We start from the raw sequence: 23,614 nt of genomic DNA on the forward strand, positions 1-23,614 counted from the left end.
AACAGCCGGCTCATTTGACGAATAACTGACGCGGAAAGTTGGTCAATGTCTCGACACCGGTCTCGGTGATCAAAATGCTCTCGGTGATCTCGAGCCCCCAATCGTCCATCCACATGCCTGGCATGAAATGGAATGTCATGCCAGGCTCGAGAATCGTCTCGTCGGAGGGGCGCAGGCTCATGGTGCGCTCGCCCCAGTCCGGCGGGTAACTGATGCCGATGGGGTAGCCGCAGCGCGCCCCGCCACGGTCGAAGCCGTACTTGTCCATCGCTGCGCCCAGCGCCATGGCGATATCCGCACAGCGGTTGCCGGGCTTGGCCACGGCCAGGCCGTTCTCGATCCCTTCGAGCAGTGCCGACTCGCCACGCACGAACTCCTTGGGCGGGCGCCCCAGGAACACGGTACGCGACAATGGCGCATGGTAGCGCTTGAAGCAGCCGGCGATCTCGAAGAAGGTGCCCTCGCCTTCGCGAAACGGCGTGTCGTCCCAGGTCAGGTGCGGTGCGGCGGCGTCGGAGCCAGTCGGCAGCAGCGGCACGATGGCGGGGTAGTCGCCGCCCAGGGCAACGCCGGCCTCGTCGATACATCCCTCGATGCCCACACGGTAGATTTCCGACACCAGCCGGCTCTTGGGCAGGCCGGGTTCGATCATTTCGAGAATGCGCGAATGCATGCCCTCGACAATGCGGGCAGCGACCCGCATGTAGGCGATTTCCTGGGGAGACTTGATCGCGCGGCACCAGTTGACCAAGGAGTTGGCATCCTGAAAGCGGGCATGCGGCAACTCCTTTACCAGGCTCTGGTAGGCCTTGGCGGAGAAGTAATAGTTGTCCATCTCCAGACCCACGACCCCGGTATGCCAGCCACGATCGGGCATGATCGACTGGGCCAGATACTCCATGGGGTGCATGTCGGGATTCTGAACGTAATAGTCCGGGTAATAGGTGATGTTGTCCGGATCGATCCAGCAGGTACGCAAGGCACCGTTGCTGTCCTGTCGGCGCCCATACCACACCGGCTCGCCTTCCAGCCCCAGCAGCACGCATTGATGAACATAGAACGACCAGCCATCGTAGCCGGTCAGCCACGCCATGTTGGAGGGGTCACTGACGACCAGTACGTCGATGCCGCGACTGGCCATTGCCGTGCGCACCTTCATCAGACGTTGGGCATACTCTTCACGCGTGAACGGCAGGGAAACCTGGATCATTCGGCCTCGCCCCAGAACGAAATCGCAAAAACCGACCTCCTGCACGCCTGCAGGGGAGTCGACCGCCATGTTGGGAACCTGATGGTTAATGGACACCAGCTTTGTCATGATGCAAAAACATTGAAACCATGACAATTGGCTGCCAATGTCCTGAGTTGATACTAGCACCAACGCAGAGCCAGCCGTCAAAGGCTTTATTGGATCATGACAATTGACCTAACGCCCTACCTTCCTGCACAGGGTCCCAAGTATCTCGCTATTGCGCGCGCCCTGTCCGAGGCAGTCCGTCAAGGCGAACTGACACCGGGGACACGCTTGCCGACGCACCGGCAACTGGCCGAATCACTGGGCGTCAGCGTACAGACGGTATCCCGAGCCTATGCCCAGGCAGAAAAGATGGGGCTCGTGCAGGCCAGGGTGGGCAGCGGTACGTGGATCAACACGCTCGACGACGCTCGCGAATCCGAATACCTGCGCGGCGGCGAGCCACGTCCGGAGGCACCACTGATCGATCTCTCCATCGCCCATCCCGTCTGCCTGCCCACCCATCACCTGCGCTTTCGCGAGGCCTTGGCCGATCTCGCCGAGCAAGCCTCACCGGCCGTGATCGATGCCTGCCGGCCCATTGCCGGCCTCCCCTACCAGCGCGAATGCGCCAACGGGTGGCTGCAGGACACGCTGGGTGTACCCGGCGACGTCGAGAACCGTATCCTGGTCAATGGGGCCGCCCATGGCCTGATGGTAGCCATTGCCACAGTGGTCCAGCACGGCGACGTGGTGTTGACCGAGGCATTGACCGACCATGGGCTGATTGCCCTGTCGCGTACCCTGGGCTTCCAGCTCCGAGGCGTGACCATCGATGCCGAGGGTATCGTGCCGGAAGCACTGGATGCCGCCTGCCGACGCTTCCAGCCGCGCGCCGTGTGCCTGACCCCGACGCACCTGAATCCAACTGGGGCGACCATGAGCCAGGCGCGTCGCGACGCCGTGGCCGAGGTCATCGCCCGCCATGGTGTATGGTTGATCGAGGATGACGTACAGGCCTTGCTCGAGCCCCCCGGCCTGACACCCCTGACCGCCCGCCTGCCTCGCCAGAGCTTTCATGTCACCAGTCTGACCAAGATCACGGTTCCCGGCCTGCGCGCCGGTTACCTGAGTGTGCCGCACAGTCAGTTGCACCACACTCTGCCGCGCCTGCGCGCCACCAGTTGGATGGCAACACCGCTGATCTTCGAGCTTGCCAATATATGGTTGAATGACGGCACCGTCATCGCCATGGCCAGCGAGCAGCGCGGCCTGCTCGCCGAGCGCCAGCGGCTCGCGGCACATTGCCTTCAGGGGCATGACTTGAGCGCCCGGGAGACCGGCTTGCATGTCTGGCTGTCGCTGCCCTCGGCCTGGCGCGCCGAGGAACTTCAGCAACAGGCCGAACGCGAGGGCCTGTCGATCACCACTGCCCAGCCATTCATGGTCGACCAATCGCCCCCGCCACGCCGGGTCCGCCTCAGCCTGGGCGCTGAGACCGACATGGCCCGGCTCAAGTGTGGCCTGGAGACGCTGGCGCGCTTGCTCAACGAAGCACCGCCCCCCATGCTGCAGATCGTTTACTGATCCGATCCCACGGATACCTCAGGAGGAAAAATGCGCGTACTGGTCCATATCGACGAGGCCGATACCTGGCGAGAGGCCTTGGCGCAACGCCTGCCCGGCGCAGAGATCGTCACCAGCGACGACGACAGCGACACGCCGGCGGATTACCTGGCGGTCTGGAAACCGCCCGAAACCCTGCTCAGGAACCAGCCCCGAGTGAAGGGCATCGTCAATCTAGGTGCCGGTGTCGATGCGCTGCTCAACAATCCCGGCCTGCCCCGCGACGTTCCGATCGTCAAGCTGCGAGACGCGGGCATGGGACCGCTGATGGCCGACTATGTGCGCTATGGCGTGCTGCATTTCCAGCGCGATTTCGACCGCTATCGGGCTCAGCAGAACGGCAAGCAATGGCGCGAACAGCCATTGACCGACAAGGCCGATTGGCCCGTCGGCATCCTGGGCCTGGGCGCAATCGGTGCGCATGTCGCCAGCACGCTGGCTGACGATGGCTTTCCCGTCCACGGCTGGAGTCGCTCGCCCAAGACACTGGACGGTGTGACCTGCCATCATGGCAACGAAGGGCTGACAACCCTGATGGGCAAGGTGAAAACCCTTGTTACCCTGTTGCCGGATACATCCAGCACCCGCCATATCATCAACACCGATACCTTGGCGCAATTGCCGGCCGGAGCCAGCCTGGTCAACCCCGGCCGCGGTACGCTGATCGACGAAGCGGCCCTGCTCGCCGCGCTGGGCGACGGCGCCGAGGAAGGCCGGCTGCGTGGCGCCCTGCTCGATGCTTTCCCCGAGGAGCCCCTGCCGGCCGATAACCCCCTGTGGACGCACCCGCGCGTGCTGATCACGCCGCATATGGCCGCACCCACGCCCGTGCGCGACGCCGCCGACCAGGTCGCCGCACTGATCCGTGCCATGGAAAACGGCGAGTCTGTCGAGACCATCGACCCACAGGCAGGATACTGAGCGCGTCATGCCGATACTGCACAGCATCGTCCATCTCATCGACAAGCAGCCCGACGGTCAGCCCGCGACCCTGCACGGCAGGGACAGCGAGCTGGCCATCACGCCGGCACTGGAAGACCTGTTGGAATCCCTGAACGACAGCTACAACGGCAAGCCCAAGAGCTGGGGCTTCTTCAATGCCGATTCGGCGACCTACCCCTTCAGCACGTGGCTGGCCCGCTATCTCGATGGCGAGATGGATTTCGTCGCTTTCAGCCATCAGGCCGCGGAGCACCTGAAAACGCTGATGGAAGGCAATAATCTCTCTGTGGGCGGACATGTGTTGTTCGTGCATTACCGTCACGCCGAAAGCGACTATCTGGCCATTGCCCTGCTCCATCACAGCGAAGGGGTCAGCGTCACCGAGTCGCTGGACGTCGCCCCGGCGCGCCAGTTGGACATGGGCCAGTTGCACCTGGCTGCGCGCATCGACCTGTCGGACTGGCAGGGTGACGAGCCTTCACGGCAATACATTTCGTTCATCAAGGGCAAGGGCGGCAAGCGCATCGCCGATTATTTCCGGGATTTCATCGGGCACGAAGAGGGTATCGATGCCTCCGGCGAGACCCGGACCCTGCTCAAGGCATTCAGCGATTATGTCGAGAGCGAGGACTTCGCCGAGGAGCAGGCCCGTGAGAAGACCGAGACTCTGATCGACTATGCCAGCAACCAGGCACGCAGCGGCCAGCCGATTACCCTGGATGAGCTTTCGGAGCTGGTCGATGAGTCTCAGCCCAAGGCGTTCCATGACTACATTCGCAACAAGGATTATGGCCTGTCGCCGGAAATCCCCCCCGACAAGCGCACCCTGCACCAGTTTCGTCGCTTTGCCGGGCGTGCCGGCGGTTTGTCGGTGAGCTTCGACACACATCTGCTGGGCTCGCAGGTCGAATACGACGAAGCCAGCGACAAGCTGATCATCCACACGGTGCCGGCATCGCTGCGCGACCAGATCAAGCGCCGCAGGGAATGACGGGTAGAAAGCCTGGCAGAAGGATATTTCAGCCATTTGCCAGCGACCGATACATCTACGCTGGCACCATCAGGCACTGGAGTGTCGCTACAGGAAACCCACCCACACCAGAGTGTCTCCTCCTGCATACACAGCAAGTTATTGATTTTAAAGCATTACAAAAGAAACAGCGTTCTAATGTCGCAAATCAGGAACATGACGAGGGGCCTGGCACTACCCTCTGTACCTCCAATCCCAGACATGCCAAGTTTTATTTTTTATAACTTACTGAAAAATATATATTTTTAAAAAATTGGCATTGGATTCGCTATAACTAGATCAGACAGGCAACAACGTTCCCTTTCGTTGCCTGGGGCTTCGGCCCAGCAGTACCCTTCAGTTCCCTGCGTACCTTGGGCCGCTCTGCGGTCCAATTTTTTATGCGCGCTATTCAGCGCAACGCTGTCCGATCCTCCCAGACTCCCTTATATGGCCCGAGCCTGACGGCCCGGACCATTCGATACCCTGAGCTAGCCAGGCCTTATGTCAGCAAGGCGTGAAACTGTCGGAGCCACTCAGGATGTGCCGGCCAGGCAGGTGCGGTAACCAGCTTGCCGCAGGTCACCGCTTGGGTCACCTCGAGGTCGACGAAGTTGGCGCCAGCCAGACGCACCTCGGGAGCGCAAGCGGGGTAGGCCGAGACACGCCGCCCTTCGAGCGACACCGCGGCGGCAAGCAGTTGAGCGCCATGGCAGATTGCCGCGACTGGCTTGTCGGCGGTCATGAAATGGCGAACGATATCCAGCACGCGTTCATCGAGGCGGAGATACTCCGGAGCCCGACCACCGGGCACGACCAGCGCATCGTACGCGGCAGGGTCGGTATCGGCGAAGGTGGCATTGAGCGCGAAGTTGTGTCCCGGTTTCTCGCTGTAGGTCTGATCACCCTCGAAGTCATGAATGGCCGTCTTGACGCTGTCCCCCTCGCGCTTGTCGGGACAGATGGCATGCACGTCATGCCCCATGGCCTGCAGGGCCTGGAACGGCACCATGATCTCGTAATCTTCGACGAAATCGCCGGCTATCAGCAGTATCTTGGCCATGACACGTATCTCCGTAATAGGAAGGGAAAGGACAAGCGCAACGGCTCGCTCATGCAGCGTAGAGTGTTGTCGACAGGCGCGCACGGAACGTTGTCAACGTACCGGCGTCCTAGCCAGGGTACCGTGATTCACTTGTCAGGAGTGCCTGGCCATGGCCCCCTTACCCCGCGTTCTTTCCTTGCAGCCAGTGTGCCGTCCCGTTGTCGCATGGCTGCTGCTGACGTGCCTGGCCTTGCTACCCAGCCTGTCCCATGCCAGCGCAACACCTTTCCAGGCCAATTATGCGCTGAGTATCGACGGCTGGCCGGATGCCAGCATCCAGCACACGCTTTCTCGTCACGGTTCGACTTGGGAAAGTGAGATGCGAGCGGCCATTGCCATTGCCGAAGGCAACGAGCGCAGCCGCTTTCGCCTTTACAACGAAAAGGTGGAGTCGTTGCAGTTCGTCAGTGGGTATCGCCTGCTTGGACTTGGCAAACGCTACAGTTTATCGGCAGAAGACCTGCGCGCCCTGCCCGATCGCCAGACGGCGCTATTCGCCCTGTCCCGTCAGGTACGCACGGCGCGCTGCACACATCCTCAGGTGTCGCCATGCACGATTCGCTATCTCGACCACAAGGGCGATGAGGAGATCCTGGACTATCGGATCGTTGCCCACCCCGACGTCACGCTGCCCATCGGCACCCTACCCGGCATACGCATCGATGCCTGGGATCCCGGTAAACGGGATCGCCACCTGATCATGACGTTTCATGCCGACATTCCCGGCCTGCTGCTGAGCATGGAGTACCGGCGCGAAGGTGAAATCGCCAGCCGTCTCACCCTGACGGACCTATCCCTGCCCACGACCGATCAGTTCCCGTGATGGGCTATCAGCAGAACTTTCTGACATCCGTACCCGGCAAGCGCTAGAGTAACGCTCTTTTGCGCCCAAGGAGTGCGGATGTTCTCCGGCCTGCTACTGATTCTGCTGCCCCTGATACTCGGCTACCTGGTGCCGGTACGCCAGCCGCGCCTGCAGGAAACCATCAATCGCGGCGTCAACGCCTCGGTCTATGCCATCCTTGGTCTGATGGGCATCAGCCTGACAGGCCTGGACAACCTCAGCGAGGAGCTGGCGCGCATGGGCGGCCAGGCGGCGCTGCTGTTTCTGATCATCACCCCGGTCAACCTGCTCGCCCTGTGGTGGCTTTCTCAGCGCAGCCGCTTGCATGCCGGCCAGTCGAAGGCGGTCGCCAACGCCCCGACCAGCAAGCTGGCCGCCCTGCAGGGCTCGCTGCAATTGGCCGGCGTGGTCGTACTGGGCGTATTGCTCGGCGTCGTCGTTTCCAGGCTCGGCTGGGAGGCAGCGCCCGCCCACGCCGAACGACTCGCCGAATGGGTGCTGTATGCCCTGCTCGCGCTGATTGGCTGCCAACTGCGCAATTCGGGAATGCCGCTCCGGCAGATTCTGCTCAATCGTCATGGCCTGGCCATCGCCTCGACGGTGGCGGCCAGCTCGTTGGCGGCCGGACTGCTGGCTGCCCCATTGCTCGACCTGCGCTGGAACGAAGGGCTGGCCATGGCCGCCGGCTTCGGCTGGTATTCGCTGTCAGGTATCCTGATCGGCGATCAGCTCGGCCCAGTGCTGGGCGGCGTCGCCTTCTTCAATGACCTGGCGCGCGAACTGCTGGCCTTCCTGCTGATCCCACTGGTCATCCATCGCGCCACGCCGCTGGCCATCGGTTATGGCGGTGCGACATCGATGGACTTCACGTTGCCGGTCATCCAGCAACATGGCGGCGTTGCCTGCGTGCCTATCGCCGTGGTCAGCGGCTTCATTCTCTCGCTGCTGTCGCCGCCACTGATCCTGTTGCTGCTTTCGGTCTAGGGCAGCGCAGGACTGAGTTTCGAGAATTACACGTTTCTTGCACGTTTCGTGAGCAATCCCTGCATGGCGATGTCCGATAGTGGCCTGACTCATCGGAACAACGAGCCCATGCATGCCTTCACGTCTCTCTTATCGCTCTCCTGTCTCGGTGCACCGACAGGCAGGCCGTAGCCATTGGGGCACATTGGCCGCACTGCTGGCCATCGCCTTGGGTCTCAGCATCGGTTATTGGCTGCTCAGCCAGCCGCCTCGTGTCGAACGTCGTGCCGCGCCGCCATCCCCGGCCCCGCGTGTCGAGGTCGTCCGCCCCGACACCGGTGCCGTTGCGCCTGTCATCCAAGGTTATGGCCGTGTCGTGGCAGCTCGCCAGACTGACGTTGCCGCACGCGTGGGGGGACGCCTCATGACCTTCAGCGAGATAGCCGAGCCGGGGCGTGTGGTCGAGGACGACGCAGCACTGGCGACCCTGGACGCCAGCGACTACCGGCTGGCAGTGCGCAGCGCCGAGGCCGCGCTAGCCCAGGCCGAAGCCGAGCTGGCCGTCGAGCGTGGCGAACAGATCCGGGCCCGTAGCGATTACGAGTCCTTCGGTCGCCAGCTTTCCGCTGAGCGGCGAGCACTGGTGTTGCGCGAGCCCCAGCTGAAATCCGCTCAGGCCGCCGTGACCAGTGCCGAAGTCGCCCTCGAAACGGCCCAGCTTGACCTGGCCCGTACCGAGATCAAGGCGCCCTACCGGGCCATGATCCAGGAGCGCCTGGTTGGACCGGGCAGTGAGATTTCCGCCAACACCGCCGTACTCAGCCTGGTCGACGTGGGACACTTCTGGATCCGCGTCTCGCTGCCCAGCGAGGAACTGACCTGGCTGAACACCGGCGAAGGCAGCACCCCGGGAGCCAGCGTTCGCCTGACCAGCCGTGGCTGGCCCGCTGGCGTCTACCGTGAGGGCCGGGTGTTCTCCGTGCTGCCCGATCTCGAAGAGAGTGGCCTGCTGGCTCAGGTACTGGTGCGTGTCGATGATCCCCTGGCCCTGGAGAATGACGCCCCGGCGCTGCGACTGGGCGATCTGGTCAACGCCACCTTCGAGGCCACGCCCCGCGATGGCTTGATTGCACTGCCCACCCTGGCCCTGCGCGACGGCAATCGGGTATGGGTCGCCAGCGAGGATGACCAGTTGCAGATACGCAAGGTCAACGTGGTCTACCGTGGCGAGGAGCGCGTCTTGCTCGATGCCGACGACTCGGCGTTGAATGCCGACCAGCGTGTCATCGTCAGCAACCTCGGCCAGGCACGTGAAGGGATGGCTCTGCGTATCGCCGGCGACACCCAGGATAGCGATGCCATAGCGGCCGACACTCGCGAGCCCAGGCAAGGTGCCGCAAGCGACGATACAGCGCCGCGCGCCGAGGAGGCTAGCTCATGATGCGCCAGGGCCCGATCGCCTGGATGACCCGCCATGGCGTGGCACCCAACCTGTTGATGCTGGCGCTGCTGATCGGTGGGCTACTGGCCAGCCTGCACATCAAGAAGGAAGTGTTTCCCGATTTCACGCTGGAATCGATAGCGATCAGTGTCAGTTATTCCGGCGCAACACCGGAAGAGGTCGAGCAGAGCCTACTGCTGGCCATCGAGGCCGAGCTGGCCGACATCGAAGGGATCGACGAGATCACCTCCACCGCCAGCGAAGGCAGTGGCAGCGTGGAAGTCGACCTGCTGGACGGTGTCGACACCATGCGCGTCTATCAGGAAATCCAGCAGGCCGTGGATTCCATCACCACGTTCCCGGATGCCGCCGATCCACCTCGCTTCAGCCTGGCAGGGCGTTCGCGCGGCGTTCTCGAACTGCAGTTGCACGGCGACGTGGATGCCCTGACGCTCAGCGAACTGGGCGAACAGGTACGTACCGAACTGATGTCGGGTACCGACATCACCAAGGTGGAGTTATCCGGCAACCGCGAGCGCGAAATCCAGGTGCTGCTCGATGAAGAAGCCATTCGCCGCTATGGTCTCAGCCACTTCGCCCTGGCCTCGTTGATTGCCGACGAAGCCCTGGATCTTGCTGGCGGCAGCCTCGACACCCGAGACAGCGAATGGTTGATTCGCTACCAGGGACGCCGGGAGAGCGCCCAGGCGTTTGCCGACCTGCCGGTGCGCACCACCACCAATGGCGGCGTGATTCGGCTCGGCGACATCGCCGAGGTACGGGAAGGCCTGGCGGAAAGCGACCGCGAGGTGCTGTTCAACGGCGAGCCCGGCCTGACGCTGGACGTCTATCAGGTCGGTAACCAGACGCCGCTGGGCATATCGGAGACCGTACGCGGCGAGCTCGATCGCTTGCGTGCCGATTTGCCCCAAGACGTGTCATTGACGCTGGGCTGGGATAGCTCGGAGATCTACCGGGAACGTCTCGACCTGCTGCTCAAGAATGCCTGGATGGGCCTGGCTCTGGTACTGGTGCTGATGGCGCTATTCCTCGAGGCGCGCCTGGCCTTCTGGGTCACGCTGGGTATTCCCACCGCGTTTCTCGGCGCCCTGCTGTTCCTGCCGTGGATGGGCGTGTCGATCAACATGATGTCGATGTTCGCGTTCATCATCGCCCTGGGCATCGTGGTCGACGACGCCATCATGGTCGGCGAGAACATCTATGCCTACCGCGAGCAGGGCCACTCGGTACGCGAGGCTGCGGTCCGCGGTGCCCGCGAGATCGCCGTGCCGATCAGCTTTGCCGTGCTCTCGAACATCGTCGCCTTCCTGCCACTGCTCTACCTGCCGGGATTTCTGGGCATGATCATGGGCGTCGTGCCGCTGGTGGTGGTGACGGTGTTCCTGGTGTCCTGGCTGGAAGCGCTGTTCATCCTGCCTGCCCACCTGGCGCATAGCCGCAAACACGATACCCTGCCGGCATGGCAACAGCCGCTGGAGCGCCTGCGCCTGTTCATGCAGGGCGGCCTGCACCGTTTCACGCACCACTTCTTTGCCCCATTCCTGCAACGGACGCTGGATCAGCGTGCACTCACCGTAGCCATTGGCGTGGCGATTCTTTGCGTGGCACTGGCCTATGCCATGAGTGGTCGACTGGGCTTTTCGCTGATGCCACGCGCAGAGTCCGATCGTGTTCAGGCCAGCGTGACCCTGCCGGCAGGTAGCCCGATCGCCGCGGACCAGGCAGTCCGCGATGCCTTGCTGGCCAGTGCCTTGCGCCTGGCTGAACGTGATGGTGGGCCAATTATCGAAAGCACTCGCACGCACCTGAGCGGTGACAGCCTGGAGGTGCGCCTCGACCTGGCGACGGAGAGCCTGCACGACTGGCCACCTTCGCGGGTGGCACGCGAATGGCGACAGCTCGCCGGTGAACTCTCCGGCGTCCAGTCGGTGCGCTTCGAGGCCGATGTCGGCGGACCGGGCAGCGGTGCTGCCCTTACCGTGCGCCTGTCGCATTCGCAAAGTGCCATGCTTGAGCAAGCCGCAACTGCGCTGGCAGACGCTCTCAATGGCTTCGACGGGGTTACCGAGATCAACAGCGGTATCGCCAATGGCAAGCCGCAGCTGTCGATCCAACTGTCGCCCGAAGGGCGCGCCCTGGGCCTGACCGGCGCCGACCTGGCCGCCCAACTGCGCGGGCCGTTGCAGGGCGCCACCGCCCTTGAGCAGCAACGTGGCTCGACGACAGTCAGTGTCGAAGTGCGTCTGCCCCCCGAGGACCGGGACAGTCTCAGCGAACTGGGCCGCCTGCCAATCGTAACGCCGGACGGTGTCGAAGTGCCGCTGTCGCGGGTCGCGAAAATCAGTACCGGGCGCGCATCCGCCGAGCTGACACGCGTCGATGGCCGCCGGGTGATCAGTGTCACGGCCGACGTTACCGACGGGCCGCAGATCAACCGCATACTCAATACCTTGCAAGCGGAGGTCTATCCCGACCTGCGCCAGCGCTATCCCGGCCTGGCAATCGGCGCCGGCGGCCGCCAGGAGGAAACCGCGGATAATCTCGCCGCATTGAAAACCGCCATGTGGCTGACCCTGGCAGCGCTGTATGCGCTGCTGGCTATCCCCTTCCGCAGCTATCTTCAACCACTGCTGGTGATGTCGGCGATCCCGTTCGGCATCATCGGGGCGGTGGTCGGCCACATGCTGATGGGCTTCGGGCTGTCGGTCATCAGCCTGCTGGGCATGCTGGCGCTGTCTGGCGTGGTCATCAACGATGCGCTGGTGCTGATCGACTATGCCAACCGTCGACGTCGCGAGGGCATGGGACCCCGGGAAGCCATCGTCGCCGCCGCGACCCGCCGCCTGCGGCCGATCATGATGACGACCCTGACCACGTTCCTGGGGCTGGCGCCGATGATCTTCGAAACCTCGCGCCAGGCGCGCTTCATCATTCCCATGGCGATCTCGCTTGGCTTCGGTATCCTGTTCGCCACGGTGATTCTGCTGATTCTGGTGCCTTGCCTGTACCTGATGCTCGAGAACCTGAGGGCTCGCCTCGGGCTGTCGTCCGCTACCGTCACGGAGGCCTCATGAGGCGCTTTCCCAAACTGGCCGTGTCGCGCCTTGGCCTCAAGCTGTTCGCGACGATCCTGATTGTCAACGTCCTGACCAGCGCGCTTATCTTCCTGTTCGTGTCGCGCAGTCTGGACCAAGGCTTCATCGACTACCTGGAGCGCGTCCAGACCCAGCGCGCCGAAACCTTGGCCACCGCGCTGGGAGAAGAATGGACGGTACGTGGCGATTGGCAGTGGCTGCAGGACAATGAACGCGCCTGGTTCCGACTGGTCCACCGGCAACTCTGGCCAGACCGCGAGCGTCCACCCCCGGGGATCCAGGGACAGCTGAGCGACCCGCGAGAATTTCAAGTCCGTGATGCCCAAGGCAACGTGGTCATTGGTCCACCGCCGCCTCGCGACGGCGACGACGAGCGACGCAAGCACAGGCGCCATGAAGCTCCCCGGGTTCTGCCGATTGTCAGCCAGGGTCAACGAGTCGGCGAGCTGGTCTATCGTCCTCCGCGCGAACTCATGGCACGCATGGACCGTATCTTCATCGACCGCCAGCAACGCAATCTATTGATTATCGTCGGCTCACTGGCGTTGGCGTCACTACTTCTGGCCGGGGTATTGAGCTGGTGGCTGGGACGCCGCACGCGAGGCATGGCGCTGGCGACACGCCGCCTGACCGAAGGCGACTACAGCGTGCGCCTTGCTGAGCGCGGACACGACGAACTGTCGCGCCTGGCCCAAGACTTCAACGTGCTGGCGGAAACACTGGAAGCCAATCGCCGGGCACGCCAGCGTTGGGTCGCCGATATTGCCCATGAGCTTCGCACGCCGCTTGCCGTGCTGCATGGCGAGATCGAGGCGATGCAGGATGGGATACGCCCGTTGGACGCCGACAGCCTGGGTTCGCTGTCTCAGGAAGTCGCTCAACTCGAGCGACTGGTTCAGGACCTGCGCCTGCTCGCGCAGAGCGATGCCGGCGCACTGGACGTGCATCTGGAAACCCTGGATATTGCCAAGGCGCTCAATGAACGACTCGAGGATGCACGCGGCTGGCTGGAAAGCGTCGGCATCACACTCGACCTGGCCATTCATGGCCCAGCCCCGATTCGTGGCGACCTGCAGCGTCTGCACCAGTTGTGGAACAATCTGCTCAGCAACACGCGCGCCTATACCGATGCACCGGGTCAGCTACGCGTCAGCCTGGACGTGTTGGACAATCAGGTGCGTATTCGCTGGGAGGATAGTGCACCGGGCGTCAGTGACGAGGAACTTCCCCGCCTGACCGAGCGTCTTTACCGGGTCGAGGCCTCACGCAATCGCCGCCTGGGGGGAAGCGGACTGGGTCTGTCCATCGCGATGGCCCTGGCCCAGGCACATGGAGGCGACATGCAGGTATCGCATTCGACGCTGGGCGGCCTATGCTGGACGCTGAGATTCCCCTTGGCGGGGGAATAGGAGAACCGAAGTGAGTGAGCATATCCTGATCGTCGAGGATGAGCCCAAGATCGCTCGACTGATCGCCGACTACCTGTCAGGCAGTGGTTATACACCACATCATCTTTCCCATGGCGACGATGTCCTGCCATGGCTGCTGGACCGGCCCGAGAGCGGCCAGCCGGTACTGGTCCTGCTGGACTTGATGCTGCCTGGGACCGATGGGTTGACCCTATGTCGGCAAATTCGTCAGCAATGGCCCGGTCTGCCAGTGATCATGTTGACCGCCCGCGTCGAGGAGGTCGATCGCTTGCTCGGCCTGGAACTGGGCGCCGACGACTACATCTGCAAGCCATTCAGCCCGCGCGAGGTGGTCGCCAGGGTCAAAGCCGTGTTGCGCCGGACCCGAGGCCCCGAGCCGGAAGATCCGCCAAGTCTTTCCCACAATCAGTTGGTCCTCGACCACGATGGCTGGCGTGCACTGGCCGACGGACGCGACATCGAACTGACTGCCGTCGAATTCCAGTTGCTCAAGGTGATGATGGCCTCACCGGGACGCATCTTTTCCCGCGACCAACTGATGGATCACATGTATCGCGACCATCGGATCGTCTCCGAGCGAACCGTGGACAGCCATATCAAGAAATTGCGGCGCAAGATTGCTGATGTCTGGCCCGACCGGGAAGTGATTCGTTCGGTCTATGGCGTGGGCTACAAGTACCAACCTGAAGAGTAGCGCCACCAGCGTGCACGGAATGTGCACGCTGATACGCAAAGTCTGTCGATTCGCTTCACCTTTCCTGCACGAGCTCCGCTGACACTGGCAGTGTCCACTTCAAGGAGACACCGTCATGAAACGATCGACTTCTTCTGCCCTGCTGCTGGCTGCCCTGCTCTCCGTCGGTGGCATCAATCTGGCCAGTGCTGCGCCTGGCGAAGCCCCGCCTGCCCCAGAGGTAGAACCCCATATGGCCCAGCCCTTCGGGCCGCATGACCGTGTGGAAGCACTGTTCGATAGCTGGAATCTGGATGACAACCAGAGAGCCGCTTTCGAACAGGCTCAGCAGGCGTATCGCGATCAGCGCCAGGCGCTGCGCGAACAGCATGAGCAACGCCTGGCCGACATTTTCGAGGAGGATCAGTTGAAGGCCCTGCGTGCCGTGCAGCGTCCCGGTCCCGGCTTCGATCACGGCCCAGGCTTTGGCCATGGCAAGCCAAAGCATCACAACCACGGTCCCGTAAAGCAACACAAGCGCATCGGCAATCTCATCGACGCGCTATATACGAGCTGGAGCCTGAGCGACGAACAGCGCGCCGAGCTGAACGACGCCCGCGAGCAATTCATGAGCGAGGCCAAGGCGCTGCGTGATCAATCCTTCGACAGCCGAGAGGCCAAGCGCGATGCCTTCCAGGCCCTGCGCAAGAAACATCATCAGGCCATGAGTGATGTCTTGAACGACGAGCAGATGGCGGTTCTCGAACAATTGAAGCCGGCCCCCCGCCACCAGAATGGGCCAGGCGACGCCTAATGACTTGCCCAGACATGCCGACACCCTTTTGCCCATCTCTGGATGGGCTTTTTTTCGTCCACAGGATAGGGGAATGCCCTTCCTTGCAGCTCGCCGGGTCCGTTGGGAAAGTCCGCCAGTTGAATCTGCACCCTGGATGGCGTATTTTTATTAAACGTTCAATCAAAAATAAATTGACGTTTCGCTCAGCCGTTACCGCCAGGCTCCACACCGAGTGCAGGATGCCGCTCGGCTCTCACTCAGCCAGTTTTTTCTCATGACCGTCCTACGATTCCCAATGGGGCGGTCGTCAGCAAAAGCTGCTAGAGGGTGAGGAGTTGACAGGACGTCACACCGTAACGCTGATGACACCGCCGTGTTCACCAACAAACGGGGACTTCTATGAACTCACAACCCAATGAGGAGGCCCATAACGATCGCCTCAATCCCACCGTGTTCTACGGATCCGTGATCGGGATTGTGGTCTTCGCCTTATGGACCATGTTCTTTACCGAGTCGGCCAGCAACGTAATCTATACCGTGCTCGGCTGGATCTCGAATACTTTCGGCTGGTACTACTTCGTGGCTGTCCTTGCCTATCTGATTTTCGTGATCGGCATCGGGCTGTCACGTTTCGGCAAGATCAAGCTGGGGCCGGAGCACTCCAAGCCTGACTTCAATATGATTTCCTGGGCCGCGATGCTGTTCTCCGCCGGTATCGGAATCGACCTGCTGTTCTTCTGTATCGCCGAGCCGGTGGCCCAGTTCCTGGCGCCACCCGACGGCGATCCGAACACGGTGGCAGCGGCCCGCCATGCCATGGAGCTGACTTTTCTGCACTGGGGCCTGTCGGGCTGGGGAATCTACACCCTGATCGGCATGTCGCTGGCTTTCTTCAGCTATCGGCACAACCTGCCGTTGACCATCCGCTCGGCGCTCTACCCGATCTTCGGCAAGCGTATCGAGGGACCCATCGGGCATACCGTGGATATCGCCGCCGTACTGGGCACCGTGTTCGGTATTGCCACCAGCTTGGGGATTGGGGTCATCCAGCTGAACTTTGGCCTCAACTACATGTTCGATGTTCCCGAGAACACCATGATCCAGGCGGTACTGGTCATCATGATCGTGTTCTTCGCCACCGTCTCGGCGGTGACCGGTGTCGAGAAAGGCATCCGTCGTCTTTCGGAATTCAACATGCTGCTGGCCCTGGTGCTGCTGCTGTTCGTGCTGTTCACCGGCAAGACGCTGTTCCTGCTCAATGCGCTGGTAATGAATATCGGCGACTATTTCTCGAACTTCATCGACCTGTCGATGAATACCTACGCCTTCGATCCGCCTACCGACTGGCTCAACGCCTGGACGATCTTCTTCTGGGCCTGGTGGGTTGCCTGGGGTCCGTTCGTCGGCCTGTTCCTGGCGCGCATCTCGCGCGGCCGCACCATCCGTGAATTCGTCGCCGGCACGCTGATGCTGCCGCTGGCCTTCATGATGGCCTGGATGTCGATCATGGGTAACAGTGCCATCGACATGGTGATGCAGGGGGCCACCGAATTCGGCAACATGGCCATGAATACGCCCGAATCCTCCATCTATCTGTTCCTGGAGAACCTGCCGTGGACCGGCGTGACCACACTGGTGGTGACCATACTGGCGATCGTGTTCTTCGTGACCTCGGGTGACTCAGGCGCGCTGGTCCTGTCGAACTTCACCTCGATCCTCAAGGACGTCAATCGCGACGCCCCGATCTGGATGCGTATCCTGTGGGCTAGCGTTATCGGCGTGCTGACCCTGGCCCTGCTGATGGCGGGAGGGCTGTCTGCCCTGCAGAGTGCCGTAGTCATTACCGGCCTGCCCTTCTCCATTGTGCTGTTCTTCGTCATGGCAGGTTTGATCAAGGCGCTGAAAGTCGAGGGCATCAAGGAAGACAGCCACCGTGCCAGCCTGGCTGCCAGCCTGTCGAGCCGCTCCACCAATGTCGAGCGTGGCCACAGAAGCTGGACCCAGCGCCTGTCGCGGGCGATGAGCTTCCCCAGTCATCGCCAGACGCGCCGGTTCATGAACGAGGTGGCCAAGCCAGCCATGGAGGAAGTTTGCCAGGCCCTCTCGCAGCAAGGCGTGGAGGCCAGTATCCATGAAGGCGAAGGCGACAACGAGCACCTGTCACTCAGCGTGCCACTCGCCGACGAGCAGGACTTTACCTACCAGCTCTGGCCGCGCCGGTTCTCGACACCCTCGTTCGCAATCCGCGCACAACAGTCGAACGCCGATTACTACCGCTTGGAGGTTTACCTGCAGGAAGGTAGCCAGGGTTACGATCTGATGGGTTATAGCAAGGAGCAGGTGATCGAGGACATCCTCGACCAGTACGAGCGTCACCTGAACTTCCTGCACATGAACCGGGAGTCGCCGGGCAATACACAGATGCCGGACGATACCTACCAACCCCCGGCCTGACGCCAATGCCCACCATATACGGTGGGCATTCACGTACACCTCTGACCGGCCGCCCAGAGCCGTCGGCTGGTCAGTCTTTAGCCTGGAACTCCGAGCGCAACAGACCGTACACGGCAGGCGAGTGAAGTCTCTGCCCGACCCGCTCTACGCTGCGCAGCGTGCCCTCAAACTGAAAACCAAGCCGCTCAGGGATGGCCCGGCTTCGCCGGTTTTCCGTAGCACACCGGATTTCCACACGTTGAAGCTGGAGTTCCTGAAACCCCAAGTGGAGCAGATCCGCTACGGCTGCCGTCATCAGGCCACGACGGGTATATGCTTCCCCCAGCCAATAACCTACCCGACCGATACCATTCGTCTTGTCGATCGTGTTGAAGCCAAGCACACCCACGATTTCACCCTGATAAAGCAGTACCTCATGCAACGCAGTGCCTTTAGCGAAGTTATCCAGCGTCAAATCGATGAATCGCCTTGTGGCATCCACCGTCGTCACCGCGCCGAGCCAAGGCAGCCATTCCTTCAGATAAGCTCGGTTCTCATCAGTCAAGGCGAACAGCGCTTCGGCATGTTGTGGCAAGGTCAGGGCAACCTGCAGATCATCACCAATGCGTCGATAGAACATGTCATTTTCCGCTAGCAATTGGCTACTGGGCCCGCTCCCGTTGGGTTTGGTATCCCCGAAGGTGAGAAAGCGAATGGTCTAGTCCACGGCAATACGCCCATACCAAAGTAAGCCTACAGCCTCGCTTCCATAAAAAGTAACGCCCCCTCCTGCTTGACAGTTTGGAAACCTTTGCGAAGATAGAGTTGCACCGCCTCGCTATCGGCAAACACTTTCAGTCGAAGCGCCACACAATTCGCCTCTCTTGCCTTGTATCGTACTTCATCCAATACCTTTGATCCGACACCTTGGCCTCGCCAAGACTCCATGACCTGCAAGTCGATCAGATAAAAAAGTTCTGCCTGGATTTTCACCCTCACCAAGCCTATGGTCTGTTTGCCATTCTTGAGGGCATAGTTAGTGGTTTCTAACCAGCTCTTCGCAAACTGGTTTGAATCCCATTTCATGTCATGGCGCATGTAGTCCGCTTGCATATTGCCAAGTATCAATCGTTCGGCAAACCGGACATCGTCCATTTTCTGAAGGGCGAGTCGCTCCATTCTCTTTCCCTGCTACTCATACACAGTACTGTGATTAGGACGCGTCCAGCCCAGCAATCAGCTTGCCCAGCAGGCGGTCCAGCGTCTCCTGCTCCTCCCGGGAGAGCCCCGCCAGCGCCTGTGTCTCGTTCTCGACATGCAAGGGGACGATCCGGTCGATGGTGTCGAGCCCTTCCTCGGTCAGCGAAACGTGCGTGCCGCGCCTGTCCTCGGGATTGGGAGCACGTTTGATCAGCCCGGCCTTTTCTAGCCGGTCGAGTCGATGGTCATTCCTCCAGAAGTGATCATGAGGGCCTCGTACATGCCGGAGGTGAATTGGCCTAAACAACTCCCCCTGCTTACCGCTTGGCATACGCGAACGAGCCAAAATGAAATATTTCAGTAGACCCAGTTAAAAAATTAAAGAAGCGTGTCATATCGGTAAGCACATGATCATGGCACTATCAAACAAAGCGCAACCAAGATAAATATCATGAACGATTACAAATATTTCTTGCTGGATATTTTCACGGATCGTGCCTTTGCCGGCAATCCGCTCGCGGTATTTCCTCAGGCCGAAGGGATGGATGCCGACACAATGCAGGCCATCGCCAACGAGCTGAACCTCTCAGAGACCGTGTTTGTCGGTCAGACTAGCGATGCCGAGCGTTATCCGATCCGGATCTTTACGCCAACCATGGAACTGCCTTTCGCTGGCCACCCAACAGTAGGCACAGCACATTTGTTGGCGAAGCTGGGCATGGCCAGGCGAGACCATCCCCTCGTACTGGAAGCCGATGTTGGACCACTGGTAGTGAACTTCGAGAAGGATCGTGCCCGCTTCACCGCCGCGCAGCCGGTCGACTTCCGAGCCAGTACCCTGAATCCGCACACCGCCGCTCGGTTATTGGGCCTGGATGATCATCAGATCATCAGCCAACCGGTACTGGCCTCCTGTGGGCTACCTTACCATCTGATCGAGCTTGATTCTCTGGAAGCGCTCGGACGAGCCCGCCCCTCACCGAGTGTCTGGGCAGACTGGGTTACACCCAGTGGCTATGAGCAGATCTACCTCCATGCGGCCGACAAGGCTGCCGGCCCCGAGCGTACGTTGCGCAGCCGAATGTTCTCGACGGAAGGTGGGATACGTGAAGATCCAGCGACCGGCAGTGCAGCTGCGGCGCTAGCAGGTCATCTCGCGACGGAAATGCCAAACCCCGGCCAGTCGCACTGGTTGATTCATCAGGGCGTCGAGATGGGCCGGCCCAGTCAAATTTTTGCCGAGGCGGAACACGACGGTCATGGCATAACGATCCGAATAGCCGGACAGGCTGTGGTCATCGGTAGCGGCATGATCAGTCTGCCCGGATAGTATCTGGGTTCTAACGGGCAATGATCGAGCCGAGCGCTTCTACAAGAAGGCTGGCTTCAGACCGGAGCCTGGCTCTTCGAAGCCGCAGGCTCGGCAGGGACAGCATGGCTATGAAACTCGTTTTACCCTTTATCTATCGTCGGGTGGGCCGTGATGCCCCGTTTCAGAACCGGACGGAGAAGAACGGTGGATTCACTTGAGGCCTCGAAGGCCGAACTGGAGCAGTTCGGTACTTCCATCGATCTGCTCTTTCTCGACTCGGAACGCTCTGAATACCCAGCCTGGTGGAACCAGATACGCCGGGTGCTTCGTCCAGGCGGGCTACTCATCGTGGATAACGTCATTTCCCATCAAGAAGAGGTGGCACCCTTCTCTGCTCTAATCGATTCGGAAAAGGGTTATACCCTCAGCCTCGTTCCGGTCGGCAAAGGCGAGCTTCTCGCCGTAAAGGCTCAAATATAGTGGTAAAGGCCCTACGCAATGGCTATGCCTGTTGCAGGCCAGACCTGCATAGGTAATTGATGTATTCATGGTTTCCCGGGGTCGCAGCAGCGTCCCGTCCTTCAAAGACTGATCCAGAATATTCTCCCACTCAAGCGCACGAAACGTTTAAAATCTGGCGAGAAGGTCAATCGGTAGATAAGTGAGTTGTCAATTCTTTGCAAAGCCGATGAGTTGCTTTTATTACTTTAGCCAGAAAACAGGCTCCGCCGTATTACAAACCCAAAACAAGGGAGTAGAGATATCGCACCACTGGGCTTCGTCCTTTTCATGCTTGGAACATCAATCGCGCTGGGGTCAGCTCTTTTGCTCACGGTGTACTCGGCCTTTCGCCATGGCCGCCTTCTCTGGCAGTGGGCAATCTGCCACGCGGGGCCAACAGTTCATCCGGCACTTTGGCGGTTCATGCATGGCGCCTTCCCGCTTGCCCTGCTGGCCTTGGGAATCGGTATCTGGCTTGGCCTAGCCGCCACGCCAGGCATGGCCAAGCTGGCACCGGGCCCCGTCGAGGATGTGAATCGCCTGGCAGAGTGGCTCACCTTGATCGGTGTGACCGGTTGTGTCATGCGAGCACTCAATTTCGCGGCTTGTCGAACGCTCGAGCATGAGGCGACGGCTCCCCAGCCGAGAAAAACCTCCACACCCAAAAAGAAAACGAACGTGAAAAAGCCGGCCCACACTGCTACCAAGGCCACAGCGCCCTCCAGGGCGAGCCGCAAGACCACGGCAAAAAGCACGCAACGACGCAGGTCGACTTCGCGTGAATCGGGACGAGCCGTAAAAGCGCGCCGAACCTCGCAAGCCTGAAACGCAGCGATATTTGCTTCGTTATGCTAGTTTGGCTGTTCGCTTTGCAGCTGTAATGCACTTTCATTGCAGCGCAAGCTCACCACCACGCTGCGGAACCATAGCAAGAACGAAAAGGAGCTTCGCTTGGATAGCTTGACCTGGCTGGCCTACGTTGGCGTTATCTTTACGCTGATCATCTTCCCGGGGCCGGTAGCCCTGCTCTGTACCAGTCACGGACTCAAGTATGGCCGTTACCGGGCAACCGCGACGGTGCTTGGCGGTGTGCTGGCATCCTTGGTGCTGATGACCGTATCCTCGCTGGGGCTCGGCGCCATTCTTGCCGCCTCGGAATCGGCATTTTATGTCCTGAAAATGCTGGGTGGCGCTTATCTTATTTATCTTGGCGTGAAAGCCTGGAAGGAAGCGTCCGTGGTTTCCCCCCTGGCCAACGAACATGCGAGCCAGGGCGACATGCCGATTGCCAAGCTCTTTCGGCGCGGTTTTACCGTCGGCATCAGCAACCCCAAGGACCTGCTGTTCTTCGCTGCGCTCTTTCCCAATTTCATTGATGTCAATGCGCCGCAGCTGGTCCAGTTCGTCATTCTGGCGCTGACCTGGTTGGTGATCGATGTCGCCCTCATGTCGACCTACGCCCGGATCGGGTCGGGCATCAGTCGTTGGTTCCGAAGCCCACAGAGAGCCAGGCTGTTTCATCGCACGACAGGCGGATTGTTCATGGCTGCCGGTGGCTCCCTGATGGCCTCGCAGCGCTAGCGCCGCAGAAGCAGGTCGGCAAGTTGTCGTTCGGCAATGACCTCGATGCCGTGCCGTCTCAGCAGCGCCGCGGTGACGCCACTGCCAGCTAGCGTCTTGCCACTGAAACAGCCATCGTAGATCTAGGTGCTGCCGCACGATGGGCTGTGTTCCTTGAGTACGACTGCGGTCGCGTTCATGGCCCGCGCCTTTTCCAAGGTGCGGTATGCGCCCTCGATAAATGACGCTGTTACGTCCACGCCGGAGACCGTCACGACCCTGGCCGCCCCATCGAGCACGTCATCACCATTGCCACCGAGGATCTCGGCAGGCTCTCGCGGCGTCGCCAGCCCACCCAGCATTTCCGGGCACACCGTGGCTGCCTGGCCCTCCTCCACCAGCGTGCGGATCGTCTCGTCAAGCTTGTGCGATGCATCATACCTGACACGCAACCCGGCAAGACAGGCGCTGACCAGTAGCATGACTCCCCCTGAATCAGTGTGGTTACAGCAGCATAGCCAGTGCGAATAACGACAGCAGCCCCAACGAAACCAGCGTCCCGCTGGCAATGGTCTGTGCTGACTGGCCAGTCCCGCGATAGTAGGTTTCAAGGACCACGGTATTCGCCGCCGGAGGCAACAGCGGCAAGATGAACAGTACCGCCGCATTGGCGGCAACCAGCTCGATCTCCAGCACCTGACAGAGCCAGACGAACAGGCCGACGATCCCGCCTCCCAATCCCGCCCTCATTAGCGAGATCGGTACGGCAGCTCGCAAACTGGCCGATGTCATCTTCGAGCAATACAACCAGATGCCGAGTGTGCACATTCCGGCAATCGTCATGAGTTGCTTGGCCAATTCATAGACCATTGCCAGCAGGCTGGACTCGGCTAGACCAAATGGCAGCACATGCAGCGACAGGCCTGCGAAGACGGCAAGCACCGGCGGCGAGAACAGGGTGTTGCGAACCATGTCTCGCCCGCTGGCCTTGTCCTGCATGGCCAGTACACAGACGATATTGCCGAAAACCGAGCCGCCGATATAGGCCGCAATGATGATCCGGCTGGCGGCGTCACCGAAGATGGCGATAGCCAGCGGCAACCCCAGCCAGCCAATATTGAGATAGCTGAACGTCAGTGAACGCAGCTTGTCACGCCAGAAGAGCTGTGCGGAGAGAAACAGCACGGCGCAGAACACGAAACAGAAGATGGCAAGCAACGCCGTTCCCGCCTGATACGTCAGCAGGTTGTAGGCAATGACAAAAGGAATGAGCCCCCGGGTGAGGATGGCCGAGAGTCCTTTCCTGGCGCTGGGCAGGTAGCGGCCGACAACTAGACCGCCCAGCATATATAGCAAGGGATAGATAACCGTCATGGCATGTTCTTCTTTAATTCTGTACCAGCTATACCACGTGGGTTACGTCTTGTGT

21 protein-coding genes are annotated in these 23,614 nt (G+C 60.9%); 14 read left to right on the forward strand and 7 right to left on the reverse strand.

Annotated features, from left to right (window positions below; genetic code table 11):
* Positions 1 to 10 precede the first annotated feature (10 nt).
* Entirely contained in the window at positions 11 to 1,210 is a 1,200-nt protein-coding gene (doeA, locus tag BM194_RS00760) for an ectoine hydrolase DoeA (protein ID WP_092843023.1), read from the reverse strand.
* Positions 1,211 to 1,414: 204 nt separating this feature from the next.
* Between doeA and ehuR the strand changes: the two genes are divergently transcribed.
* Genes ehuR through yejK form a run of 3 tightly spaced genes read left to right on the forward strand, consistent with a single transcriptional unit; the run spans position 1,415 to position 4,793 of the window.
* Complete coding sequence (gene ehuR, locus BM194_RS00765; protein WP_092842734.1) at positions 1,415 to 2,821, forward strand: MocR-like ectoine utilization transcription factor EhuR; 1,407 nt, start codon at positions 1,415 to 1,417, stop codon at positions 2,819 to 2,821.
* Positions 2,822 to 2,851: 30 nt separating this feature from the next.
* Positions 2,852 to 3,781 (forward strand): 2-hydroxyacid dehydrogenase, encoded by a 930-nt coding sequence (locus tag BM194_RS00770; RefSeq protein ID WP_092842735.1) that lies wholly within the window; start codon positions 2,852 to 2,854, stop codon positions 3,779 to 3,781.
* A gap of 7 nt (positions 3,782 to 3,788) precedes the next feature.
* Positions 3,789 to 4,793 (forward strand): nucleoid-associated protein YejK, encoded by a 1,005-nt coding sequence (gene yejK, locus BM194_RS00775; protein WP_092842736.1) that lies wholly within the window; start codon positions 3,789 to 3,791, stop codon positions 4,791 to 4,793.
* A gap of 520 nt (positions 4,794 to 5,313) precedes the next feature.
* Here the strand turns inward: yejK and BM194_RS00780 are convergent.
* On the reverse strand, positions 5,314 to 5,874 hold the full coding sequence (locus BM194_RS00780; protein ID WP_092842737.1) for a DJ-1/PfpI family protein: 561 nt from the start codon (positions 5,872 to 5,874) through the stop codon (positions 5,314 to 5,316).
* 151 nt (positions 5,875 to 6,025) lie between these two features.
* On the opposite strand from BM194_RS00780, the gene BM194_RS00785 reads away from it, so the two are divergent.
* The 8 genes from BM194_RS00785 to betT all read left to right on the forward strand — a co-directional run bounded on the left by BM194_RS00785 (position 6,026) and on the right by betT (position 17,633).
* Complete coding sequence (locus BM194_RS00785) at positions 6,026 to 6,739, forward strand: hypothetical protein (RefSeq protein ID WP_092842738.1); 714 nt, start codon at positions 6,026 to 6,028, stop codon at positions 6,737 to 6,739.
* A 78-nt stretch (positions 6,740 to 6,817) separates the two neighbouring features.
* Complete coding sequence (locus BM194_RS00790) at positions 6,818 to 7,744, forward strand: LysO family transporter (RefSeq protein ID WP_092842739.1); 927 nt, start codon at positions 6,818 to 6,820, stop codon at positions 7,742 to 7,744.
* Positions 7,745 to 7,856: 112 nt separating this feature from the next.
* Positions 7,857 to 9,164 (forward strand): efflux RND transporter periplasmic adaptor subunit, encoded by a 1,308-nt coding sequence (locus BM194_RS00795; protein ID WP_092842740.1) that lies wholly within the window; start codon positions 7,857 to 7,859, stop codon positions 9,162 to 9,164.
* Complete coding sequence (locus BM194_RS00800) at positions 9,161 to 12,259, forward strand: efflux RND transporter permease subunit (RefSeq protein WP_092842741.1); 3,099 nt, start codon at positions 9,161 to 9,163, stop codon at positions 12,257 to 12,259. Before BM194_RS00795 ends, BM194_RS00800 begins: the two co-directional genes overlap by 4 nt.
* Positions 12,256 to 13,689 carry an ATP-binding protein gene (locus BM194_RS00805; RefSeq protein ID WP_092842742.1) on the forward strand — a complete coding sequence of 478 codons (1,434 nt, stop codon included), beginning with the start codon at positions 12,256 to 12,258 and terminating at the stop codon, positions 13,687 to 13,689. Before BM194_RS00800 ends, BM194_RS00805 begins: the two co-directional genes overlap by 4 nt.
* 10 nt (positions 13,690 to 13,699) lie before the next feature.
* Positions 13,700 to 14,404, forward strand: a complete 705-nt coding sequence (locus tag BM194_RS00810) for a response regulator (RefSeq protein ID WP_092842743.1) — start codon at positions 13,700 to 13,702, stop codon at positions 14,402 to 14,404.
* A gap of 115 nt (positions 14,405 to 14,519) precedes the next feature.
* Positions 14,520 to 15,197 carry a hypothetical protein gene (locus BM194_RS00815; RefSeq protein ID WP_092842744.1) on the forward strand — a complete coding sequence of 226 codons (678 nt, stop codon included), beginning with the start codon at positions 14,520 to 14,522 and terminating at the stop codon, positions 15,195 to 15,197.
* A 381-nt stretch (positions 15,198 to 15,578) separates the two neighbouring features.
* Positions 15,579 to 17,633, forward strand: coding sequence for a choline BCCT transporter BetT (gene betT / locus BM194_RS00820; RefSeq protein WP_092842745.1), 2,055 nt, complete (start codon positions 15,579 to 15,581; stop codon positions 17,631 to 17,633).
* A 70-nt stretch (positions 17,634 to 17,703) separates the two neighbouring features.
* Here the strand turns inward: betT and BM194_RS00825 are convergent, their stop codons facing one another.
* From BM194_RS00825 to BM194_RS00835, 3 genes are all read right to left on the reverse strand, one after another.
* Positions 17,704 to 18,252, reverse strand: coding sequence for a GNAT family N-acetyltransferase (locus BM194_RS00825; RefSeq protein ID WP_092842746.1), 549 nt, complete (start codon positions 18,250 to 18,252; stop codon positions 17,704 to 17,706).
* Between the two features lie 113 nt (positions 18,253 to 18,365).
* Positions 18,366 to 18,791, reverse strand: coding sequence for a GNAT family N-acetyltransferase (locus BM194_RS00830; RefSeq protein ID WP_092842747.1), 426 nt, complete (start codon positions 18,789 to 18,791; stop codon positions 18,366 to 18,368).
* Between the two features lie 34 nt (positions 18,792 to 18,825).
* Positions 18,826 to 19,119 (reverse strand): MarR family winged helix-turn-helix transcriptional regulator, encoded by a 294-nt coding sequence (locus tag BM194_RS00835; RefSeq protein ID WP_244890830.1) that lies wholly within the window; start codon positions 19,117 to 19,119, stop codon positions 18,826 to 18,828.
* 144 nt (positions 19,120 to 19,263) lie between these two features.
* On the opposite strand from BM194_RS00835, the gene BM194_RS00840 reads away from it, so the two are divergent.
* The 3 genes from BM194_RS00840 to BM194_RS00855 all read left to right on the forward strand — a co-directional run bounded on the left by BM194_RS00840 (position 19,264) and on the right by BM194_RS00855 (position 22,206).
* On the forward strand, positions 19,264 to 20,142 hold the full coding sequence (locus BM194_RS00840) for a PhzF family phenazine biosynthesis protein (RefSeq protein WP_092842748.1): 879 nt from the start codon (positions 19,264 to 19,266) through the stop codon (positions 20,140 to 20,142).
* Positions 20,143 to 20,328: 186 nt separating this feature from the next.
* The gene (locus BM194_RS00845; RefSeq protein ID WP_244890831.1) at positions 20,329 to 20,604 is read left to right on the forward strand and encodes an O-methyltransferase; all 276 of its coding nucleotides are present in this window, start codon (positions 20,329 to 20,331) and stop codon (positions 20,602 to 20,604) included.
* Between the two features lie 972 nt (positions 20,605 to 21,576).
* Positions 21,577 to 22,206, forward strand: a complete 630-nt coding sequence (locus BM194_RS00855) for a LysE family translocator (protein WP_092843025.1) — start codon at positions 21,577 to 21,579, stop codon at positions 22,204 to 22,206.
* Between the two features lie 122 nt (positions 22,207 to 22,328).
* Here BM194_RS00855 and BM194_RS00860 read toward each other — a convergent pair whose 3' ends face one another.
* Both BM194_RS00860 and BM194_RS00865 read right to left on the reverse strand, forming a co-directional pair.
* Positions 22,329 to 22,667, reverse strand: coding sequence for a 2-thiouracil desulfurase family protein (locus BM194_RS00860; protein WP_244890832.1), 339 nt, complete (start codon positions 22,665 to 22,667; stop codon positions 22,329 to 22,331).
* A 22-nt stretch (positions 22,668 to 22,689) separates the two neighbouring features.
* The gene (locus BM194_RS00865; RefSeq protein ID WP_092842750.1) at positions 22,690 to 23,559 is read right to left on the reverse strand and encodes an AEC family transporter; all 870 of its coding nucleotides are present in this window, start codon (positions 23,557 to 23,559) and stop codon (positions 22,690 to 22,692) included.
* Positions 23,560 to 23,614: the final 55 nt, after the last annotated feature.

Source organism: Modicisalibacter xianhensis, assembly GCF_900113605.1.
Lineage (GTDB): Bacteria > Pseudomonadota > Gammaproteobacteria > Pseudomonadales > Halomonadaceae > Modicisalibacter > Modicisalibacter xianhensis.